The 15,721-nt window shown below is 43.6% G+C and carries 17 protein-coding genes; 2 read left to right on the top strand and 15 right to left on the bottom strand.

The genetic code is table 11. The features are described from left to right. Nucleotides 1-9: 9 nt before the first annotated feature. The 4 genes from AC3E9V_RS23695 to AC3E9V_RS23680 form a co-directional block, all read right to left on the bottom strand. Nucleotides 10-1,161 (bottom strand): transporter, encoded by a 1,152-nt coding sequence (locus AC3E9V_RS23695; RefSeq protein WP_488750652.1) that lies wholly within the window; start codon nucleotides 1,159-1,161, stop codon nucleotides 10-12. Between the two features lie 138 nt (nucleotides 1,162-1,299). Continuing rightward, nucleotides 1,300-1,824: a hypothetical protein gene (locus AC3E9V_RS23690; RefSeq protein ID WP_488750651.1), complete on the bottom strand. Its 525-nt coding sequence runs from the start codon at nucleotides 1,822-1,824 to the stop codon at nucleotides 1,300-1,302. Nucleotides 1,825-1,928: 104 nt separating this feature from the next. After that, nucleotides 1,929-2,570, bottom strand: coding sequence for a DsbA family protein (locus AC3E9V_RS23685; RefSeq protein ID WP_488750650.1), 642 nt, complete (start codon nucleotides 2,568-2,570; stop codon nucleotides 1,929-1,931). Between the two features lie 352 nt (nucleotides 2,571-2,922). After that, complete coding sequence (locus AC3E9V_RS23680; protein WP_488750649.1) at nucleotides 2,923-3,678, bottom strand: carboxypeptidase-like regulatory domain-containing protein; 756 nt, start codon at nucleotides 3,676-3,678, stop codon at nucleotides 2,923-2,925. Nucleotides 3,679-3,785: 107 nt separating this feature from the next. Between AC3E9V_RS23680 and AC3E9V_RS23675 the strand changes: the two genes are divergently transcribed. After that, nucleotides 3,786-4,115, top strand: a complete 330-nt coding sequence (locus AC3E9V_RS23675) for a hypothetical protein (protein ID WP_488750648.1) — start codon at nucleotides 3,786-3,788, stop codon at nucleotides 4,113-4,115. On the opposite strand, the gene AC3E9V_RS23670 is transcribed toward AC3E9V_RS23675, so the two are convergent. From AC3E9V_RS23670 to AC3E9V_RS23620, 11 genes are all read right to left on the bottom strand, one after another. Beyond that, nucleotides 4,112-5,566 (bottom strand): glycosyltransferase family 2 protein, encoded by a 1,455-nt coding sequence (locus AC3E9V_RS23670; protein ID WP_488750647.1) that lies wholly within the window; start codon nucleotides 5,564-5,566, stop codon nucleotides 4,112-4,114. The genes AC3E9V_RS23675 and AC3E9V_RS23670 overlap by 4 nt on opposite strands. Further along, nucleotides 5,566-6,660 carry a HEAT repeat domain-containing protein gene (locus tag AC3E9V_RS23665; protein WP_488750646.1) on the bottom strand — a complete coding sequence of 365 codons (1,095 nt, stop codon included), beginning with the start codon at nucleotides 6,658-6,660 and terminating at the stop codon, nucleotides 5,566-5,568. Before AC3E9V_RS23665 ends, AC3E9V_RS23670 begins: the two co-directional genes overlap by 1 nt. A 5-nt stretch (nucleotides 6,661-6,665) precedes the next feature. Beyond that, a complete protein-coding gene (locus tag AC3E9V_RS23660) occupies nucleotides 6,666-7,028 on the bottom strand; it encodes a response regulator transcription factor (RefSeq protein WP_488750645.1) in 363 nt (120 codons plus the stop codon). 43 nt (nucleotides 7,029-7,071) lie between these two features. After that, on the bottom strand, nucleotides 7,072-7,788 hold the full coding sequence (locus tag AC3E9V_RS23655) for a hypothetical protein (protein WP_488750644.1): 717 nt from the start codon (nucleotides 7,786-7,788) through the stop codon (nucleotides 7,072-7,074). Between the two features lie 106 nt (nucleotides 7,789-7,894). Beyond that, complete coding sequence (gene secDF, locus AC3E9V_RS23650; protein WP_488750643.1) at nucleotides 7,895-10,906, bottom strand: protein translocase subunit SecDF; 3,012 nt, start codon at nucleotides 10,904-10,906, stop codon at nucleotides 7,895-7,897. Between the two features lie 105 nt (nucleotides 10,907-11,011). After that, the gene (locus AC3E9V_RS23645) at nucleotides 11,012-11,380 is read right to left on the bottom strand and encodes a hypothetical protein (RefSeq protein WP_488750642.1); all 369 of its coding nucleotides are present in this window, start codon (nucleotides 11,378-11,380) and stop codon (nucleotides 11,012-11,014) included. A gap of 59 nt (nucleotides 11,381-11,439) precedes the next feature. Next, complete coding sequence (udk, locus tag AC3E9V_RS23640; protein WP_488750641.1) at nucleotides 11,440-12,063, bottom strand: uridine kinase; 624 nt, start codon at nucleotides 12,061-12,063, stop codon at nucleotides 11,440-11,442. A 10-nt stretch (nucleotides 12,064-12,073) separates the two neighbouring features. Beyond that, on the bottom strand, nucleotides 12,074-12,649 hold the full coding sequence (locus AC3E9V_RS23635; protein WP_488750640.1) for a non-canonical purine NTP diphosphatase: 576 nt from the start codon (nucleotides 12,647-12,649) through the stop codon (nucleotides 12,074-12,076). 1 nt (nucleotide 12,650) lies between these two features. Next, on the bottom strand, nucleotides 12,651-13,226 hold the full coding sequence (locus tag AC3E9V_RS23630) for an FKBP-type peptidyl-prolyl cis-trans isomerase (RefSeq protein WP_488750639.1): 576 nt from the start codon (nucleotides 13,224-13,226) through the stop codon (nucleotides 12,651-12,653). Beyond that, nucleotides 13,227-14,111 (bottom strand): FKBP-type peptidyl-prolyl cis-trans isomerase, encoded by an 885-nt coding sequence (locus tag AC3E9V_RS23625; protein ID WP_488750638.1) that lies wholly within the window; start codon nucleotides 14,109-14,111, stop codon nucleotides 13,227-13,229. Continuing rightward, on the bottom strand, nucleotides 14,108-15,142 hold the full coding sequence (locus AC3E9V_RS23620) for a DHH family phosphoesterase (protein ID WP_488750637.1): 1,035 nt from the start codon (nucleotides 15,140-15,142) through the stop codon (nucleotides 14,108-14,110). The genes AC3E9V_RS23625 and AC3E9V_RS23620 overlap by 4 nt, the downstream gene beginning before the upstream one ends. Before the next feature lie 150 nt (nucleotides 15,143-15,292). Between AC3E9V_RS23620 and AC3E9V_RS23615 the strand changes: the two genes are divergently transcribed. Further along, a complete protein-coding gene (locus AC3E9V_RS23615; RefSeq protein ID WP_488750636.1) occupies nucleotides 15,293-15,712 on the top strand; it encodes a nucleoside-diphosphate kinase in 420 nt (139 codons plus the stop codon). Nucleotides 15,713-15,721: the final 9 nt, after the last annotated feature.

Raw genomic sequence — 15,721 nt, 5'->3', positions numbered from 1 at the left:
TTCTGAAGTTTATTCTCCCAGATCTACAGGTCCATCACTGAAATCCAGCTCCTTGGCCGATTTACCAAATCTCCAGCTAAAGCCAAAGTTGATCAGGTAGTCAGCAAATGCAGCATCACCGTGACGATCCCTTTGTTTGTCTGAGAAATTTTTGGTTCGGTTTCTTTCCACAGCGATTGGCACAGTAAAATTAAACGCAACATTTCGGATGTTGTAACTGAGGCCGGGCTCCAGGGATATCACATAACCTGGTCGCCTGAATCCTTCGTCACCACCTATCAGGTCGCTGGATGGAATTCCTTCTATTCGACCACCTCCGTAGAAAAACAGCCCATGTACTGGTGTCATTACGATAGCTCCGAGCCTGGCTGCATATTGATCAGGTACGGAGAAGTCTCGCATGCGTCCACGGGTTTCAATGGAGTAATCTTCCCTTGGGTTGATCAGGTAATATAAATTACCACTTAAAACAATATTGTCTGAAAGGACATGGAAGCCTTGCAGCTCTACAGTGGCTCCAACACCGCCATCACCTGGTTGGATGGACTGATCCACACCTGATACGATGGTTTCATCATTGTTATCTCCCTGGTTATAGAAAGTGTCTTCAGCCCGGTAATCTCCTGAAGCAAATTTCATTCCCAGTCCTACGGAGATATTTGAACCTTGGCTTTTAGCTGGGTCCAGCAACCAATAGTTTACGCCTATCCGGATATCACTCAGGCCATTGCTGCTGGTAGTGTGTCTGTCTCCAGCCCAGAATTCATTTTCAGGAGTAGAAGGGTCATCCGGATCTGGGTTACCTCCATGCTCATACATTGAAGAGCGATTATGATATACAAATGGCAAAACAAGATTGACAGATAGCCTGTCAGTTACGCCATAGCTAACCAGCATGTCCAAAAAGAACGAATCATTGATCACTTCCGATCCTTCTTCCACACGGTATGTTTCTTCATGGGTTCCTCTGAAATGCTTGTAGGAATGGAAATATCGAAAGTTGGTACCGGCTTGCCATTGGCCTTGTCCGATAATGGCTCCACCCCCTACATTGACTCCACAACCGGAGCGTATAGCCACGCAGCCTTGTGCTGATGATTCCAAATATATAACAGAGCATATTAGCAGTATTCCTGCTATTCTTGAGTATAGTTTTTTCATGATAATAAGGTACGGTTTAGTTTGAAAAAAGGCAGAATACTGTACCTAAGCTCGTATGAAGAAGTTAAGAAAAGATCAGGTACAGTATTCTATGACATGACGTATGTAATGTCATGCAATTTGAATTTCTCGGGAAAACTATACCTGTGGAGGTGGGGTGCTTACGTCCGGAAATGGATTTTGATAAATTGTAATGTATGAGAAGTATTTTTCGGCCACCAACTGATACGTTGGTTCCTGAGCCATGATGTCTTCCGTAATGAGGTAATCTTTAGCTATTGACTTTAATGCCTTGTTACTGTTTTGTTCGGAATTGGTGTCTGACATGGCCTGCACCCAATCCGATACGGACTTGTTCAGCTTTTGAGTGAGCGTATCCTGTACCAATATCAAATGCAGCGCATCCTGAGCATATTTCTGCATTACTTTTCGGTAAACCACTCCGTCTATGGTAATAGACCCGGTGGCTGGCCTATATTCTGTTTGGTCATTCCAGTAAGGCAGGGTAATGGGTATGGATACTTTTTTAGTTAGTCCGGTGTACTCTACTCTATTCAGCCACTCCTGATTTATCTGCTTTAGAGAGATCCAATAGAAGCCCAGATAACCTACGTGATAGAGTAGGAATAAAGTAAGAAAAAATATGGAGAGGCCTCTTTTCAAGGTAGAATTTAGAGTTTCTAAGAAAAATCAACTTGAAATATAGCTCTAATCAAGATATTTTCAAAAAAATGGGGCGCCAAAATGATTTTAATAATAATCCTGTCTTACCCCACAACCATCTTTTGTGCTTTAGTCAGTGAGCTTTTCAGGTTCTCAAGGTGTGAGTATCCGTGTGCCAGCAAATAATATTTTTGACCGGACCTGTATACCACTGTGGGGAAGCCTTGTACGCCGGATTCTTTAACCCAGGCAAATTCCTGCTGAAGATTTTGTTTCATGCGCTCATCGTGATACCTGCTCATGAAGATATCAGGGTCTATTTCAAATTTTGCAGCCAGATCTTCATAAAGCTTTTCGTCGTTAAAGTCACACCCATCATAGTAATGCGCTTTTTGCAGCTCATGCGCAAACTCCACAGCCCGATCATGAAAAAAGGTCCTGAAAGTAATTAAAGCTCTGCCTGGAGGCTCTGAGTCCAAAATGGTCGTTTTTGACCTCAGAAGATTGTTCAGGTAGTTGGAGCCATATTTGGTGCCGGTTCGTTCCTCCACCTGTTTATAGGCTTTTGAAATATAGTCTTCCATCTGGGAAATAGGGCCAACACGATCACCGGTTACCATACCTCCCGGGACAGCTACAAACTCATACTCTTTACCAAACTCCTGATAAAACCTGAGCATGGTTTCACTAAAGCCATAGCACCATCCGCATAGGGGGTCAAATATGTACAGGATCTGATCTTTCATGTGTTTAATAATTAGCTTTTAGCACTTAGCCTTTGGCTTTTGGCTCGGAATTTTAATTGTGGCCGACCAGGTGCGGCCCAATGCTCTTAAGTTAAGCGGATTTTCTATGTCCTCTCCCTTCACCCTCTCCAAGAGAGGGACAAAAAGGAGCTTAACTTAAGAGCATTGAGGTGCGGCCGGCCAGGCATTCACGGCCTGCCTTTTGCACGCTGGCGCTGAAGCTTTAGCGTAAGAGTCCGAAAGTGGCTACTGCAGGCAGGTTGGACTGCGCGTCTCGGACTGCGCGTCTCGGTATGCCTCCGGTTTATGCTCATTTCATGTTTACAAATAATCCCAAAAGGTAAGGAATAGTTTAGCTTTTCTGAGATTTTTTGAACTCCATGAGTTTCGCCAGCATATCCTCCTGGATGATGTATTTTGGAGTTTTTTCGATGTAGTCTAAAGAGTAGTCGCAATACTCAATGAAATCAGTAAGCTCGTCCCCTTCCAGGCTGGTAACCTCATGTACCCATTCTCTGGAGAGTTTGCGATAGGCCTTTTGCAACCTCGGCTCCATTTTAGTGATTTTGTAGTACTTCCGTTTCTCCTTTTCCTGCTTGCTAAACTTATAATACAGGAAGTCCGTAGGGTGTGTGATCGCAAAGACAGGGTTGTTGATCACTCGTTCACTCAATGGAGAATTATCATAAGGTTTTGGCAAGGGCATTCCGTGGTACCAGAATGAAGTATCTGGAGGTTCATATTCTAAGATCCTCTTCTTGAAGACTTCTTCAGGCGGGATCTGATTGATTACCACATCATTCAAAACAGTAGTATCCTGGGGCAACTCAACGGTCTTTCCATGCGCTATCCATTCCTTGTCCACTTCCCATCCCAGCCGTTGGTAGCCTACGCTGGAGAACACAATGGTATCTCCCAGGGTGGCAGGTATCCGAAAGAAACCCTCTCCATTTGTGATAACTCCCGCATCAGACCAATAATTAGTGACATGGGCAAATTGCACAGGAAGTCCGGTGGTTTTATCCACCAGCTTGCCCTGGACCAGATCCTGACTATAAGCCCTGAACCCTGTTAAAACAAGAATAAGAGATATTATGTGTAGCTTCACACAACAAAGATGCGGTCAGTATACGTAATTTTGGTGTTTTTAAGATTTTTTAACCTTACAGTGTCTGGCAGAGAAGTAGATTTAAACAGTTAACCCGGTTAAAATAGATGACTCGAAGCGAATATGTCAAAAAGACCCTATCTGAATTGACAGGAGGGGAGAGTGATTTCTTAGCGGAGCTTACGGAGGCTTATTTGGAAAATTTTGAGGAGTTTAAGGTCGATGCTACCCAGGCCGTACAAAAGGCTGATATGAAAGCTCTTCATGAACATCTCCATAAGGTTAAGCCGTCATTTATTACCTTTGGCGCAGTTTCAGAGTATGAGGAGTTACATAAGATAATGGACACTTTTAGTCCGGACAGAGAGCAAATCTACATTAAGCAAATAAGCGAGATTTCAGACAGTATGATAGCGGCTTTGAATGCTGTGCTCTAATCAGCCTTTTCAGTCTCAGTCTTTTTGGTTTTTTTGTACTGTACAAACCCACTACGGCTCATTTCTCCCCATGATTTTTTGCCCTTCCACAGGTCAAAATTACCCCGTAAGGACCAGAATACTACCCTGGGGTGATATATGATCGGTTCTATAATGGCGGTTAATGCCATTTTCAGAAAATCTTTCCTTCTCGTGTATTTATAAAATGACAGCTCTTCAGAGAGAATCGCCATTAGCGACATAAAAAGAGCGAATGTATACACCATGCCCAGCATTAATAAGAAAAACGGCCAGTTGATCCGCTCCATAAACACCAGAAACCCAAAATAGAGCAGACCAATTACTTCAATAAAAGGAGCCATCCATTCAAAAAAGAACCAAAATGGGTAGCTGATTAACCCCATAGTGCCATACCTGGGATTGAAGAAGATATCCCGGTGCATCTTTAACGTTTCGAAAGTGCCTCTGGCCCAGCGATTTCGCTGACGGCTAAGTACTTTGTTTGAGGAGGGTGCTTCAGTCCAGCAAAGCGGGTCGGGGATGTAGGATACCCAGTACTTTTTTTTGTTTTTGGTCATCCATTTGCGCATACGGACCACCAGTTCCATGTCTTCACCTACCGTTTTATGGTTGTAACCACCAGCTTTGATCACGATTTCTTTCTTGAACATCCCAAATGCTCCGGATATGATAAGGAGACCATTCATTTTACTCCAGGCCATGCGCCCCAGTAAAAAAGCACGAATGTATTCAAGCACCTGAAATCGTGCAAGTTGATTGGATGGAAGTCGTACTTTTACCAGTCGGCCATCCTCCACTACACAATTATTCGCTATTCGTACTACTCCACCGGATGCAATGACTTCATGGCGGTTTTCATCCAGGAAGGGCTTCACCATTTTCAGAATAGCGTCCTGCTCGATGATGCAGTCTACATCGATGCAGGCTACCAGCTCATGGCTGGCTACATTGATGCCCGCATTGAGGGCGTCTGCTTTACCGCCATTTTCTTTATCAACGATAGTCAGCTTCTTATAGGCCTTGTTTTTTGACTTATAAATGGCTTTTATGGCTTTGGAAGGCAACTGTCGGTCATATGCCATGACTACCTTTTCCAGATCAAAGGCCCTGACCAGTTTTTCTATGCTGTCATCTTTACTTCCGTCGTTGACAATAATGACCTCAAATTTGGCGTATTGAATAGCCAGCAGAGACTTCACATTATCTACAATTGTGAGGGATTCATTGTAAGCAGGGGCTATTAGAGTTACCCGTGGGGCCATGGGGGAGGAGAGTATAGCCCTGTAGTCTACCCCTTTGATGCGTTCCATGTAGCGCTGCATCTCAAACATTGATACGACCGCAAGAATAATATAGGAAGTCATAATACTGATTGCATAGACGAAAATCAGCATCTCAATAATATTTATGAAAAGTTTCCCCGGGTCCATCAGTTTAGCAAGGGGTTTTCCAGGTGATTAGCAATAGTCAGCAAATGATCCGGATGCATTTCAACTAACTTATGAAAACGCTCTCTCCCATTTTCAATTTTCAACATTGCTTTTGCCGCCTGAAAGCGGATACTGTGTTTGGGATGAGTGAGATACTTTTGCAATATTTCAAGGTGAGCTTCATCCAGGCTTATTTCCCCAATGGCTTTTAGTAGTTCAAGCGCCAGTAACTCGCTGCTGGTAATTTTGAGCAATCTCGTAAAGGTGTCTGCGTATTCAAAGGCTTCAAGTTCTGCCAATGTACGGATAGCCTGGCTTTGGACATCTACATCATCTATCAGCAAAAGTCTGGCTACAGCTTCTTTTGACTCGCTTTGGTTGAATTTTGCGGTCATCTCCATAGCAAAAAGCACCACAGACTTATTCTTTGATTCATACCATCGGTCAAACCTGGGGATGCTTTCCTGTGGCAGCTCCCTGAGCCGTTTGTATACATTCAGTTTTTGCCACATAGTCATTCTTTTTTCCAGGCTGTCCAGAAAAAATAATGGATTTATTGTTAGAAGAAACATCAGTGAAAGCGAAGCTTCTACTCGTAAGAGCTTTCGCTCATCATTAATGTATTTCATCACTTCTATCCGGGCCGGTTCATAACGCATCTCTGAAAGATAGCGCATAGCCCTCACTTTTGCTTTTACAGAACCCGTTTTCAGCTCCTTCATGTTGAGTTTTTCCAGGCCCAACTCATAGTAAAGGCTCCCGATAAAGCTCTCAACTCCTCCGGTAAGATTGGTATTGTAGTGAATAAAAAGATCCGTTATCAAAACCTTTTTCCAATGCGTATTGGATAGCTTTTTCAGGTTCTCCTTAGCTCTTTGGATGGTAGAGTCGTCCAGCTCACCATATTGAGCAACCAGCTCATTTAGCGTGTTTTCTATTTTGTTGATGTACCGGGTATTTCTAATGTTTCGACTGGCCTTTACTATTTTCAGGAATAGGATAATCACAAAGAGACTAATGGCTATGCCACTAAAAGCAATAATTAAAATTAAAGTAATGTCGAACTTAACATTATAGGGGATGAGTGCATCCAAAATAACTATCGTGTTACTTTTTTAACCCGGGCGATCAGCTCCTGAGGACTGAAAGGTTTGGTGATGAAATCATCAGCACCAAGGTCAAAGGCCTCTTCGAGTGTGTCCTCCAGGCCTTCAGCAGAAAGAATGATGACAGGGGTTTTATCCTGAGTGTCGTTTCTCAGAAACTCCAGAAGCTCCATTCCGGAGTGATAAGGCATGTGGATGTCTGTAATGATCAGATCAAACTCATGACCTCCTTCCAGGGCTTCCATGGCATCTTTTCCATTTGAAACCGAAATTACCTCGGCACTCAGCTCTTTTTTCAGTTTAAACTGAATAATTTTTTGAATAGCCTCGTCATCTTCACATACAAGTATCTTCATAGCTATTTCAATGTTAAGAATGAATGAGGTAAAAACGAAGTAATCAGCGCGAGAAGTTTTTCACTTGCTCGAAAGACAACGTAGGCAGGTCTACAAGGCTGGTGTCAGTACCTATTTCGATGGAGTTTGATTTCCAGGTGTCATGAAACTGGGAGGGCTTGATCGTTTTGATAGGCAGACCTTCTGTGAGTAGCGTATAGGCAACCAGCTGGATATCTTCGTTTTTTACACTATCTCCATAAAATATGGCATTTGACTGGTAGTCATCATAGACCGGATCTACCGGACGTTCATGGATGTAATATCGGAGTTTTTGAAGCGCGTAAGCACTGTTCCCATCAGGTTGGTGATGGTAGTACCGAATGATTATGTCTGTCCGGACCTTGTTTGGCGCTATGGAAGTAGCTATATCAGCTAAGTATTTTTTTTTTAAGTTCTCAAAATACTCGCTGGCGGGTTCAGAGGACTCTGCATCATTTTCAGCCATTTGTTTATCGGAAGGACGGGCTGAGGCAGTATCACCCGGAAGCTTCTCTTTGTTTGAATCTTCCGGAGTATTATGGGTATCTTCAACCGGCAGGACACTCGAGCTATGGCCACCGCTGGTCTGTACTTCAGATGGGGCTTTTTTCTTGTTTAGGCGATGCTCCTGAGGCTGATAGTGAAGACCAAAGAAACGATCCAAAACAAACAGAATAATAAAAAACGTGGTTAAAAGAAAAACGTAAGATAACCACTTGGCGGAGTTTCCTGATTCCATAAACCTAATGTTTCTCTAAATTTAGTGATTTTTATTGGGAGAAAATCAATAAAAAAACCCCGGGGTTTGCCCGGGGTTCTTTGAAACATTTTATAATGGCTTGTTCTTAAGCATTAACAGCTTTTGGTTTTTCTTTTTTATTTAGATCTATTACCACAGGAGTGGCAATGAATATGGATGAGTAAGTACCCACCAAAATTCCTACCAACAAAGCAAAAGAGAACCCTTTTAGAGCAGCTCCTCCGAAAATGAAAAGAACGATTACCACAATCAAGGTTGTCATAGAGGTGATAAGCGTTCGGCTTATCGTGTTGTTCAGGGACTCATTAAACACTTTTTTCATCTCAGTTCCGGTTTTGATACCCAGATTCTCCCGTATCCGGTCAAAGACCACCACAGTATCATTTATGGAGTAACCTATAATGGTAAGAATAGCGGCTACAAAAACCTGATCTACTTCGAATGCCATACCAAACAATCCTGCAATAGCAAATGCAGATAATACAAATAGCGTATCATGGAATAAGGCTACAATAGCACCAAGCCCAAACTGCCATTTTCTGAATCGTATCAGAATGTATATGAAAATACAGATCAGGGCAAAGATGGCTGATTCATAAGATGAGTTCTTGATGTCATCAGCGATAGTAGCCCCTACCTTGGACGAACTCGCTATGATAAAATTATTCTCACCAGTTGTGCCGTTATCGGCAGTCAGCGTAAGCCCCATGCTTTCAATGCCCTCTACCAGTGCGTCCTTTACTTTTACATCAGCTGCATCAGACTCATCCTCAATGAGATAGCTGGTAGTGACTTTCAGTATGTTGTTAGCTCCATAGGTTTTTACCTCAGTGCCTTTCTTGTCAAAATAGGGCAACAGATTTGATTTCAACTCTGAAGGCGCTATAGGCTCATTAAAAGACACTACATAAGATCGACCTCCTGAAAAGTCCACTCCTAGTGTCAGACCTTTTATTCCCATGGCCACTATTCCAAAAATGATGAACAGGCTGCTAAAAATGTAAGCCATTTTACGCTTGCTCAGGAAGTCCAGGTTCAGGCTTTGAAGGGCGTTTTTAGAAAATGCATTAGCAAAGGAGATCTTGCTTTTATCACCTTTTCTTGAAAAAGCTTCAACGATTACCCGTGTGATAAATACCGCACTAAAGAATGAGCAGGCGATACCGATCATTAAAGTGATCGCAAAACCTTTAACAGGGCCCTGACCAAGGATATACAAGATCATACCCGTGATGAAGGTGGTCACATTGGCATCAATGATCGAGCTGTAAGCCTTTGAGTACCCACTACCAATGGCGGCTTTAATGCCGGCTCCATTTCTGAGTTCTTCTTTGATCCGTTCAAAGATCAGCACGTTGGCGTCTATGGACATACCAATCGTCAAAACGATACCCGCACAGCCAGGTAGTGTCAACGCTGCACTTAATTGAGCCAGGATCCCCAGAATGAAGAAAATGTTGAAGAACAGGGCTACATTAGCAATCATTCCTCCTTTGGCGTAATAAGCCACCATAAACAGGATCACGATCACGAGACCTGCTACAATAGAAAGAATACCCTGCTCCCTTGCTACCTTACCAAGGGTAGGTCCTATGACAACATCCTCTACGATGGTGGTTGGTGCCGGTAATGCTCCGGCCTTCAGGATATTGGCAAGGTCTTGCGCTTCCTCCATAGTGAAGTTTCCTGTGATGGATGAGTTCCCATTGGGGATTTCACCCTCTACATTAGGCGCGGAGTATACATAGTCATCCAGTACGATAGCTATTCGCCTACCGATGTTAGAAGCCGTCAGTCGGCTCCATGTTTTAGCACCGGCAGCATTCATCTGCATGGCAATAGATGGCCTGGAGCGCTGGTCCAGATCCTGCCGTGCATCCGTGATAACCTCACCACTCAATGGAGCTTTCCCCGTTCTCGTATTCTTGATCGGGTGCAGCTCGATCAGCTGAGGAGCAGTTGGCGATTCATTTTTGATGGGTTTTACTTCCCAGAGAAATTTTACGTTTAGCGATGATGATTTTAAAATAGACTGAACGTCATCTCGCTGTAAAATGCGGTTGATCTGTGAAGTGTCTTTCACATCATAGATCAGCCCGTACTGAGACTTGATCAAAGAGAACAGTGGGGAAACCTGGCTGTTCAGTGCCGAATCCAATTCACTTTCAGCAGTATCGCTTTCTGCAAGAGCTGTAGTGTCTGTTTCTTCTGATGCCTCATCATCCTCTGCCAGTAAGCTGGATAGGTCTTCTTCTGCTGAGTCATCGGAATCAGCAGACAGGTCAGAGACATCCTTTTTCGCTGCTTGTTGTTCTTTTACCAGCAGGTCATTGATCCGCTGTAAAACAGGTGCTATTTCATTAACATTGTATACCTCCCAGAACTCGAGCTTTGCAACACCTTGCAGGAGTTTTCTTACACGCTCAGGGTTGTCTACACCCGGAAGCTCTATCTGGATGCGGCCGGTACCCGGTAGACGCTGAATGTTTGGTTGTGAGGTTCCAAACCGGTCTATACGTGTTCTGAGGATCTGGAAAGATCGGTCAATTGCGCTCTCTACTTCAAGACGGATGATATCCAAAATATCTTCATCACTAGTGTTTAAGCTGATACGACCTCTGTTAGAGGCGTTGGAAAAAATGTATGCCAGACTTTTATCCGGGGCATTTTCTTTAAATACACGATAAAATTCATCTACATAGTCTATCTGTGTTCCTCTGATATTTTCTTTAGCCTGTTGCAGGGCGTTTAAGAAGTCCTCGTCCTGATTGTTACCACTAAGGCCTTTCAGGATGTCTACCGGAGATACTTCCAGTGTGACACTCATACCACCCTGAAGGTCAAGACCAAGGTTGAGTTCGGTTTCCTTTACGTCCTGGTATGTATATTCAAGTCCCAGTAAGTTGTAAACGGGCTCATTCCATACAGAGTCCAGGTATCTTTGCTTTTTGGCAAAGTTTACGGTACCGTCCGCTATCCTTGCTGCTTCGGTTGCTTCCTTCTGAATGTTTTGCGCCACAAATGTGAACGACAAATAGTACACACAAAGCAAGGAGATGACGATTGTTAATAGAATAACAAATCCTTTGTTTTTCATGATTATTGTAAGTTTTTTAAATAATTAAATCAATGGAAGATCCTTAGGTAAAGGATGCTGGGAAAATCGAAATAGTGCCGGGTAGTCAGGCACTAAAAATCAGCTCTAGGGAGCATTAGGGGAAATGATACGCCGGAAAAGGATTCTCAGGATCTTACTACCGGCAGACTCCTGGTGGTCGTAAGAGCTGAATTCCTCATCTTCTTCTTCCAGGTCCGGTAAAATATCAATGAGCAAAAACTCATGCTCCAGACTAACTTGCGCTGACCCGGGGATCGCTTCAAATGCTTTTATTGCTTCCCGGTCCTCAGACGGCTCATTATCTGTGCTTTGCTGCTCTACGTCATCATGCTGACATACATAGCCAGAAAGCTGAACAGAGCTAGTGGACATAGCAATAAATGCCACCAACACTCCGGTGAGAAGTGTTCCTCTTAATAGGATTTTTGGTATGTCTTGTTTACCCTTTTTCAAAGCGGAAACAAAAGTACTTAAATACCGCTAATTGAAAAGGGCTTAAGACAAATTATTAGTCAGGAGGTTACGTGGTTTTTCAGGTAAGCCGCCACTACGTCCAGCGCTACAGAAAACCCATTGTGATTTGGTACGATGATGTCTGCATCAAATTTAAGCGGCTCAATGTATTTTTTGAACGAAGGAGTAACATGGTGCTGAAAACGATACAGCACATCGCTCAGGTCATATCCCCGCTCCTCGGCATCTCTGGTGATCCTGCGGGTAAGCATGAGGTAGTCAGGTGCTTCGATGAAAATCTTGAAATCCAGCAGTTCATCTACTTCCTTATAGTAGAAAGTGAAAATCCCTTCTACTACTACGATGGGAGCAGACCTGATATGAAGGATCTCCGGTGTTTTGTTGTCGTTGTTAAAGGTATACTCCCTGATGGAGATGTCCTGGCCGCTTTTTAATTTTTGGAGGTCTTCGAAAAATCTTGTCCTGTCAAGTGACTCAGGGAGGTCAAAGTTTTCAACCCCCTTTACATCTTTAGGCTGCTGGCTTCTCGGCTTGTAGTAATTATCCAGGGATAAAAGGCTGGCTTCTTCAGGCTTAAAAGTATCCATAAGCTGCCTCAGGAAGAGGGTCTTGCCGGATCCGCTTCCTCCTGATATTCCGATCACTAAAGGTGACTTGGCCATTTGTGATTATCTATGCTTTTAAAAAGGCAATTAATTGTTGGAAAGCCCTGCTTCGGTGTGAAATTTTGTTTTTTTCTTCAGCAGACATTTCTGCAAAAGTCTTTTCATACCCTGCAGGCTTGAATACTGGGTCGTACCCAAAACCTTTTTGTCCTGCCCTGGTAAGCGTAATCTCACCCTCAACAGCCCCTGTAAATTGTTTGGTTTTGCCTGACTCGTCAATGTAGGTGATGACCGTTTTAAAGCGAGCGCTTCTGTTTTGATGACCATTTAGGTTTTGCAACAGGAGCTCCATGTTTGCTTCAGGATCTTTCTGACCTCCGGCATACCTGGCGGAGTGTACTCCGGGGGCTCCGTCGAGGGCTTCCACTTCAAGCCCCGTATCATCCCCGAAGCATGCTACACCATGCTTTTCGTGCACATATTGAGTTTTCATCAATGAGTTTCCCTCAATGGTTCCGGCAGTTTCGGGGATGTCTTCATGAAGACCCAGGTCATCAAGTCCTAAAAGCTCAATGTCTACAGGAAGGAGTTTTTTTATTTCAGCTAGCTTGTTTTGGTTGTGTGTAGCAAAATAGAGTTTCATCTTACCGCTTATAGACCGGGTACAGTTCAAACACAAGCACTTTGTTTCTGAATGGGGATACGGTTGAAACACTCGTCCCGTAGGCCAACCCTGAAGGGATGATGATCTCGGCCTTACCGCCAACATTCACTCGTTCAAGAACAGCTGTTACTCCATCCACATAGCCATTGAGGTATTTTCCTCTGATGGCCCATCCCGTTTCTGTATGAGTTATTCGCTGGGGACGATACGTCTTTAATGAATCGAATGAATCATTGTTGATATCTACCGTATCAATACTGGTATCGAAAAGCTCACGATCTGTAAACCTGCCCACATAGTGCAGGTCTACAATATCGCCATACTCGATCGGGGCTCCGGCGCCTTCTTCCAAAATGACAAACCGCACTCCTGAGGCCGTGGTATCACCCGGTTTAAAATCATAACCCTGCTCAGCAATGTAATCATTGATGATTTCCAGGTCAATTTCTCGTTGAACATCAGGGTCTACCGTAGTAACCAGATTGTCCTCTTTGCAGGCCACGAATATTATCATGGCTCCTGTCAGTGAAAGCAGGATTAAAGACTTTAAACTCATTTATTGTTTCTCCACTTTTAATACTTCAACATCAAAAACCAAAATGCTGTAAGCTGGAATAGCCGGACTGGGGGAACGAGCGCCATAAGCCAACGGACTTGGAATGTATAAAGTTCCTTTTCCTCCTTCTTTAATATATGGGATACCTTCATCCCAGCCCGGGATTACCCGGCCCTGTCCGATTTGAAAAGTGAAGGGCTCACCACGTTTTATCGAGCTATCGAATGGCTCCCCACTCAAAAGTCGTCCATCGTAGTGTACAGTAACTTTATCACCAGCCTCTGCAGCAGGTCCTGATCCCTCTTCTGTGATGATGTAACGTAGCCCTGATTCCGCAGTTTCAGCACTTACGTTCAACGAATCCAGATATGCATCTATTTCAGCAACGTCCGTTTCTTTTTTTTCTGCCAGTTTAGCCGTCTCTCTAGCACGTGCCTCAGTCTGAAGTTTTTGGGAATATTTAGCATGAGCAGCTTCACTCATTTGTTTGGCGAGTCGCATGCTTACAGTCACAATGTCTTCATCATTCAACTCCGGAGGGGCCTGTGTCTTCCAGGTTTCCTGGAAAAGGTTTTTGACAGTGGTTTCAAATACCACACTGTCACCTACCTCCAGTTTGTTAAGCACTTCCTGGATATGGCCGGCTTCCATGGAAGGGTCATAAGCTAATGCCAATGGCCGCTCTGCAGTGGATTCCATAAGCACTTTATCATCCTTGCCGGTTACCAACTTCAGGTATATTACTGCTATGGAGTCTTTTATCAAGGCTGCTCCATCGCCTTTTACCACGCAGGATACTTCCACACCGGATTCGGTTACGAAATCATTATTTTCTGCACAGGATGCAACCAAAACAGCTGCTACTATTAACCAGATAAATCTCATTGTTTTACTTTTTTTGTGTTCTTAAGATGATACTGCTCCAAAAACAGAGGTATCAATGATTTAAATTTTTCTTCAGTTTTTTCAATGCCTACATCAGAGATTCCTCCGGCAGCATTGCGGTGCCCTCCTCCATTAAAGTATTCAGCGGCAAAATCATTTACCGCAAAATTACCTACAGACCGGAAAGATAGTTTTACTTCTTTATCCCGCTCCATAATGATTGCAGCTACATTTATGCCCTTGATAGAAAGGGCATAATTGACGAGTCCTTCCGTATCACCGGACTTGAGGTGAAAACGCTCATGCTCTTCTGCAGTAATCACAAAATAGGCTACTCGCTGGTCCTCTACCACTACCAGCTTTTCCATAAGGGCATACCCTATAAATCGAAGCCTGTTCTGGGTGTTGGTGTCGTATATAAGTCTGCTGATCTTGTTTACGTTGACACCTATATCCATTAGCTCGGCCACTATCCGGTGAATTTTTGCAGAGGTAGAGTTGTGTTTAAAAGACCCTGTGTCAGTCATGATGCCTGCATACAGGCATTCAGCTATAGACAGGGTGATTTCATCTTTACCATCCAGAAGAATGATCAGGTCGTAAATAAGCTCTGCAGTAGCAGCGGCAGTGTTATCCCATAGCTCATAGTCCGCAAAACGATCCGGATTCAGGTGATGGTCCACCAATAACTTTTTGGCATCTGTCCCTTGTACCAGTTCACCGAGCTTTTTGATCCTTTTCAGATCTGAAAAATCCAGGCAGCAGATCAGGTCAGCCTGATTAATGTCTTTCCTGATTGCTTCTGCCTTGCTGTCATCGTAGACGATAACCTCATCATTCCCGTCCATCCAATGCAAAAACTCCGGGTAGTCTGTAGGAGTGATCACCTTTACATCGTGGCCTCTTCTATTCAGGAAGTGGTACAACCCCAAAGACGAACCTAGCGCATCGGCATCAGGGTTTGCATGAGTAGTGATTACAATTTTCCTGGGACTTGATATGAATGCTTTAAAAGCGCTTAGTTCCTTCATTAAGTATTCTGCCTCACTTTTGGCTGGTAAGTGAACCGCAAAACTCACAATAAATCAAGTAAATACAAAATGGGAGTAAGTGGGCCTTCTACCGGATATTGTGTTATTTTTGCAGCCGTTTTATAAAACTCAAAAAACAATTAAGCAAAAATGGCAGGAACAAAGACCTTCACGATGATCAAACCGGATGCTTTTGGAGCCGGACATAGTGGCGCGATCATCAAAATGATTGAAGAAGCTGGTTTTAGTATAAAAGCAATGAAGCTCACAAGACTCACCGGAGAGAAGGCTGGTGACTTCTACGCGGTGCATAAAGAACGACCATTTTACAAAGACCTGGTAACATACATGTCTTCCGGCCCCATCATCGCAATAATTTTGGAAAAGGAAAATGCGGTAGAGGACTTCAGAAAGCTTATAGGTGCCACTAATCCTGCTGAAGCAGCTGAAGGCACCATCAGAAAGCTTTTTGCCACGTCAATCGAAGCAAATGCAATCCATGGTTCGGATTCAGACGAAAATGCTCAGATAGAGGGGGCATTTTTCTTCTCCAACCTGGAAAAATATTGATGTTTTAAA

Source organism: Marinoscillum sp. HNIBRBA16962, from assembly GCF_057801515.1.
The sequence above is the reverse complement of the archived record's forward strand: the minus strand, read 5'-3'. Positions and strand labels throughout refer to the sequence as shown.

Excerpts from the sequence above, each read along its gene's own strand:
- udk (WP_488750641.1), bottom strand. The coding sequence starts at position 12,063 with ATGGCCAAGTCACCTTTAGTGATCGGAATATCAGGAGGAAGCGGATCC.
- AC3E9V_RS23635 (WP_488750640.1), bottom strand. The coding sequence starts at position 12,649 with ATGAAACTCTATTTTGCTACACACAACCAAAACAAGCTAGCTGAAATA.
- AC3E9V_RS23620 (WP_488750637.1), bottom strand. The coding sequence starts at position 15,142 with ATGAAGGAACTAAGCGCTTTTAAAGCATTCATATCAAGTCCCAGGAAA.
- AC3E9V_RS23660 (WP_488750645.1), bottom strand. The coding sequence starts at position 7,028 with ATGAAGATACTTGTATGTGAAGATGACGAGGCTATTCAAAAAATTATT.
- AC3E9V_RS23625 (WP_488750638.1), bottom strand. The coding sequence starts at position 14,111 with ATGAGATTTATCTGGTTAATAGTAGCAGCTGTTTTGGTTGCATCCTGT.
- secDF (WP_488750643.1), bottom strand. The coding sequence starts at position 10,906 with ATGAAAAACAAAGGATTTGTTATTCTATTAACAATCGTCATCTCCTTG.
- AC3E9V_RS23675 (WP_488750648.1), top strand. The coding sequence starts at position 3,786 with ATGACTCGAAGCGAATATGTCAAAAAGACCCTATCTGAATTGACAGGA.
- AC3E9V_RS23615 (WP_488750636.1), top strand. The coding sequence starts at position 15,293 with ATGGCAGGAACAAAGACCTTCACGATGATCAAACCGGATGCTTTTGGA.
- AC3E9V_RS23670 (WP_488750647.1), bottom strand. The coding sequence starts at position 5,566 with ATGGACCCGGGGAAACTTTTCATAAATATTATTGAGATGCTGATTTTC.
- AC3E9V_RS23695 (WP_488750652.1), bottom strand. The coding sequence starts at position 1,161 with ATGAAAAAACTATACTCAAGAATAGCAGGAATACTGCTAATATGCTCT.
- AC3E9V_RS23685 (WP_488750650.1), bottom strand. The coding sequence starts at position 2,570 with ATGAAAGATCAGATCCTGTACATATTTGACCCCCTATGCGGATGGTGC.
- AC3E9V_RS23630 (WP_488750639.1), bottom strand. The coding sequence starts at position 13,226 with ATGAGTTTAAAGTCTTTAATCCTGCTTTCACTGACAGGAGCCATGATA.
- AC3E9V_RS23655 (WP_488750644.1), bottom strand. The coding sequence starts at position 7,788 with ATGGAATCAGGAAACTCCGCCAAGTGGTTATCTTACGTTTTTCTTTTA.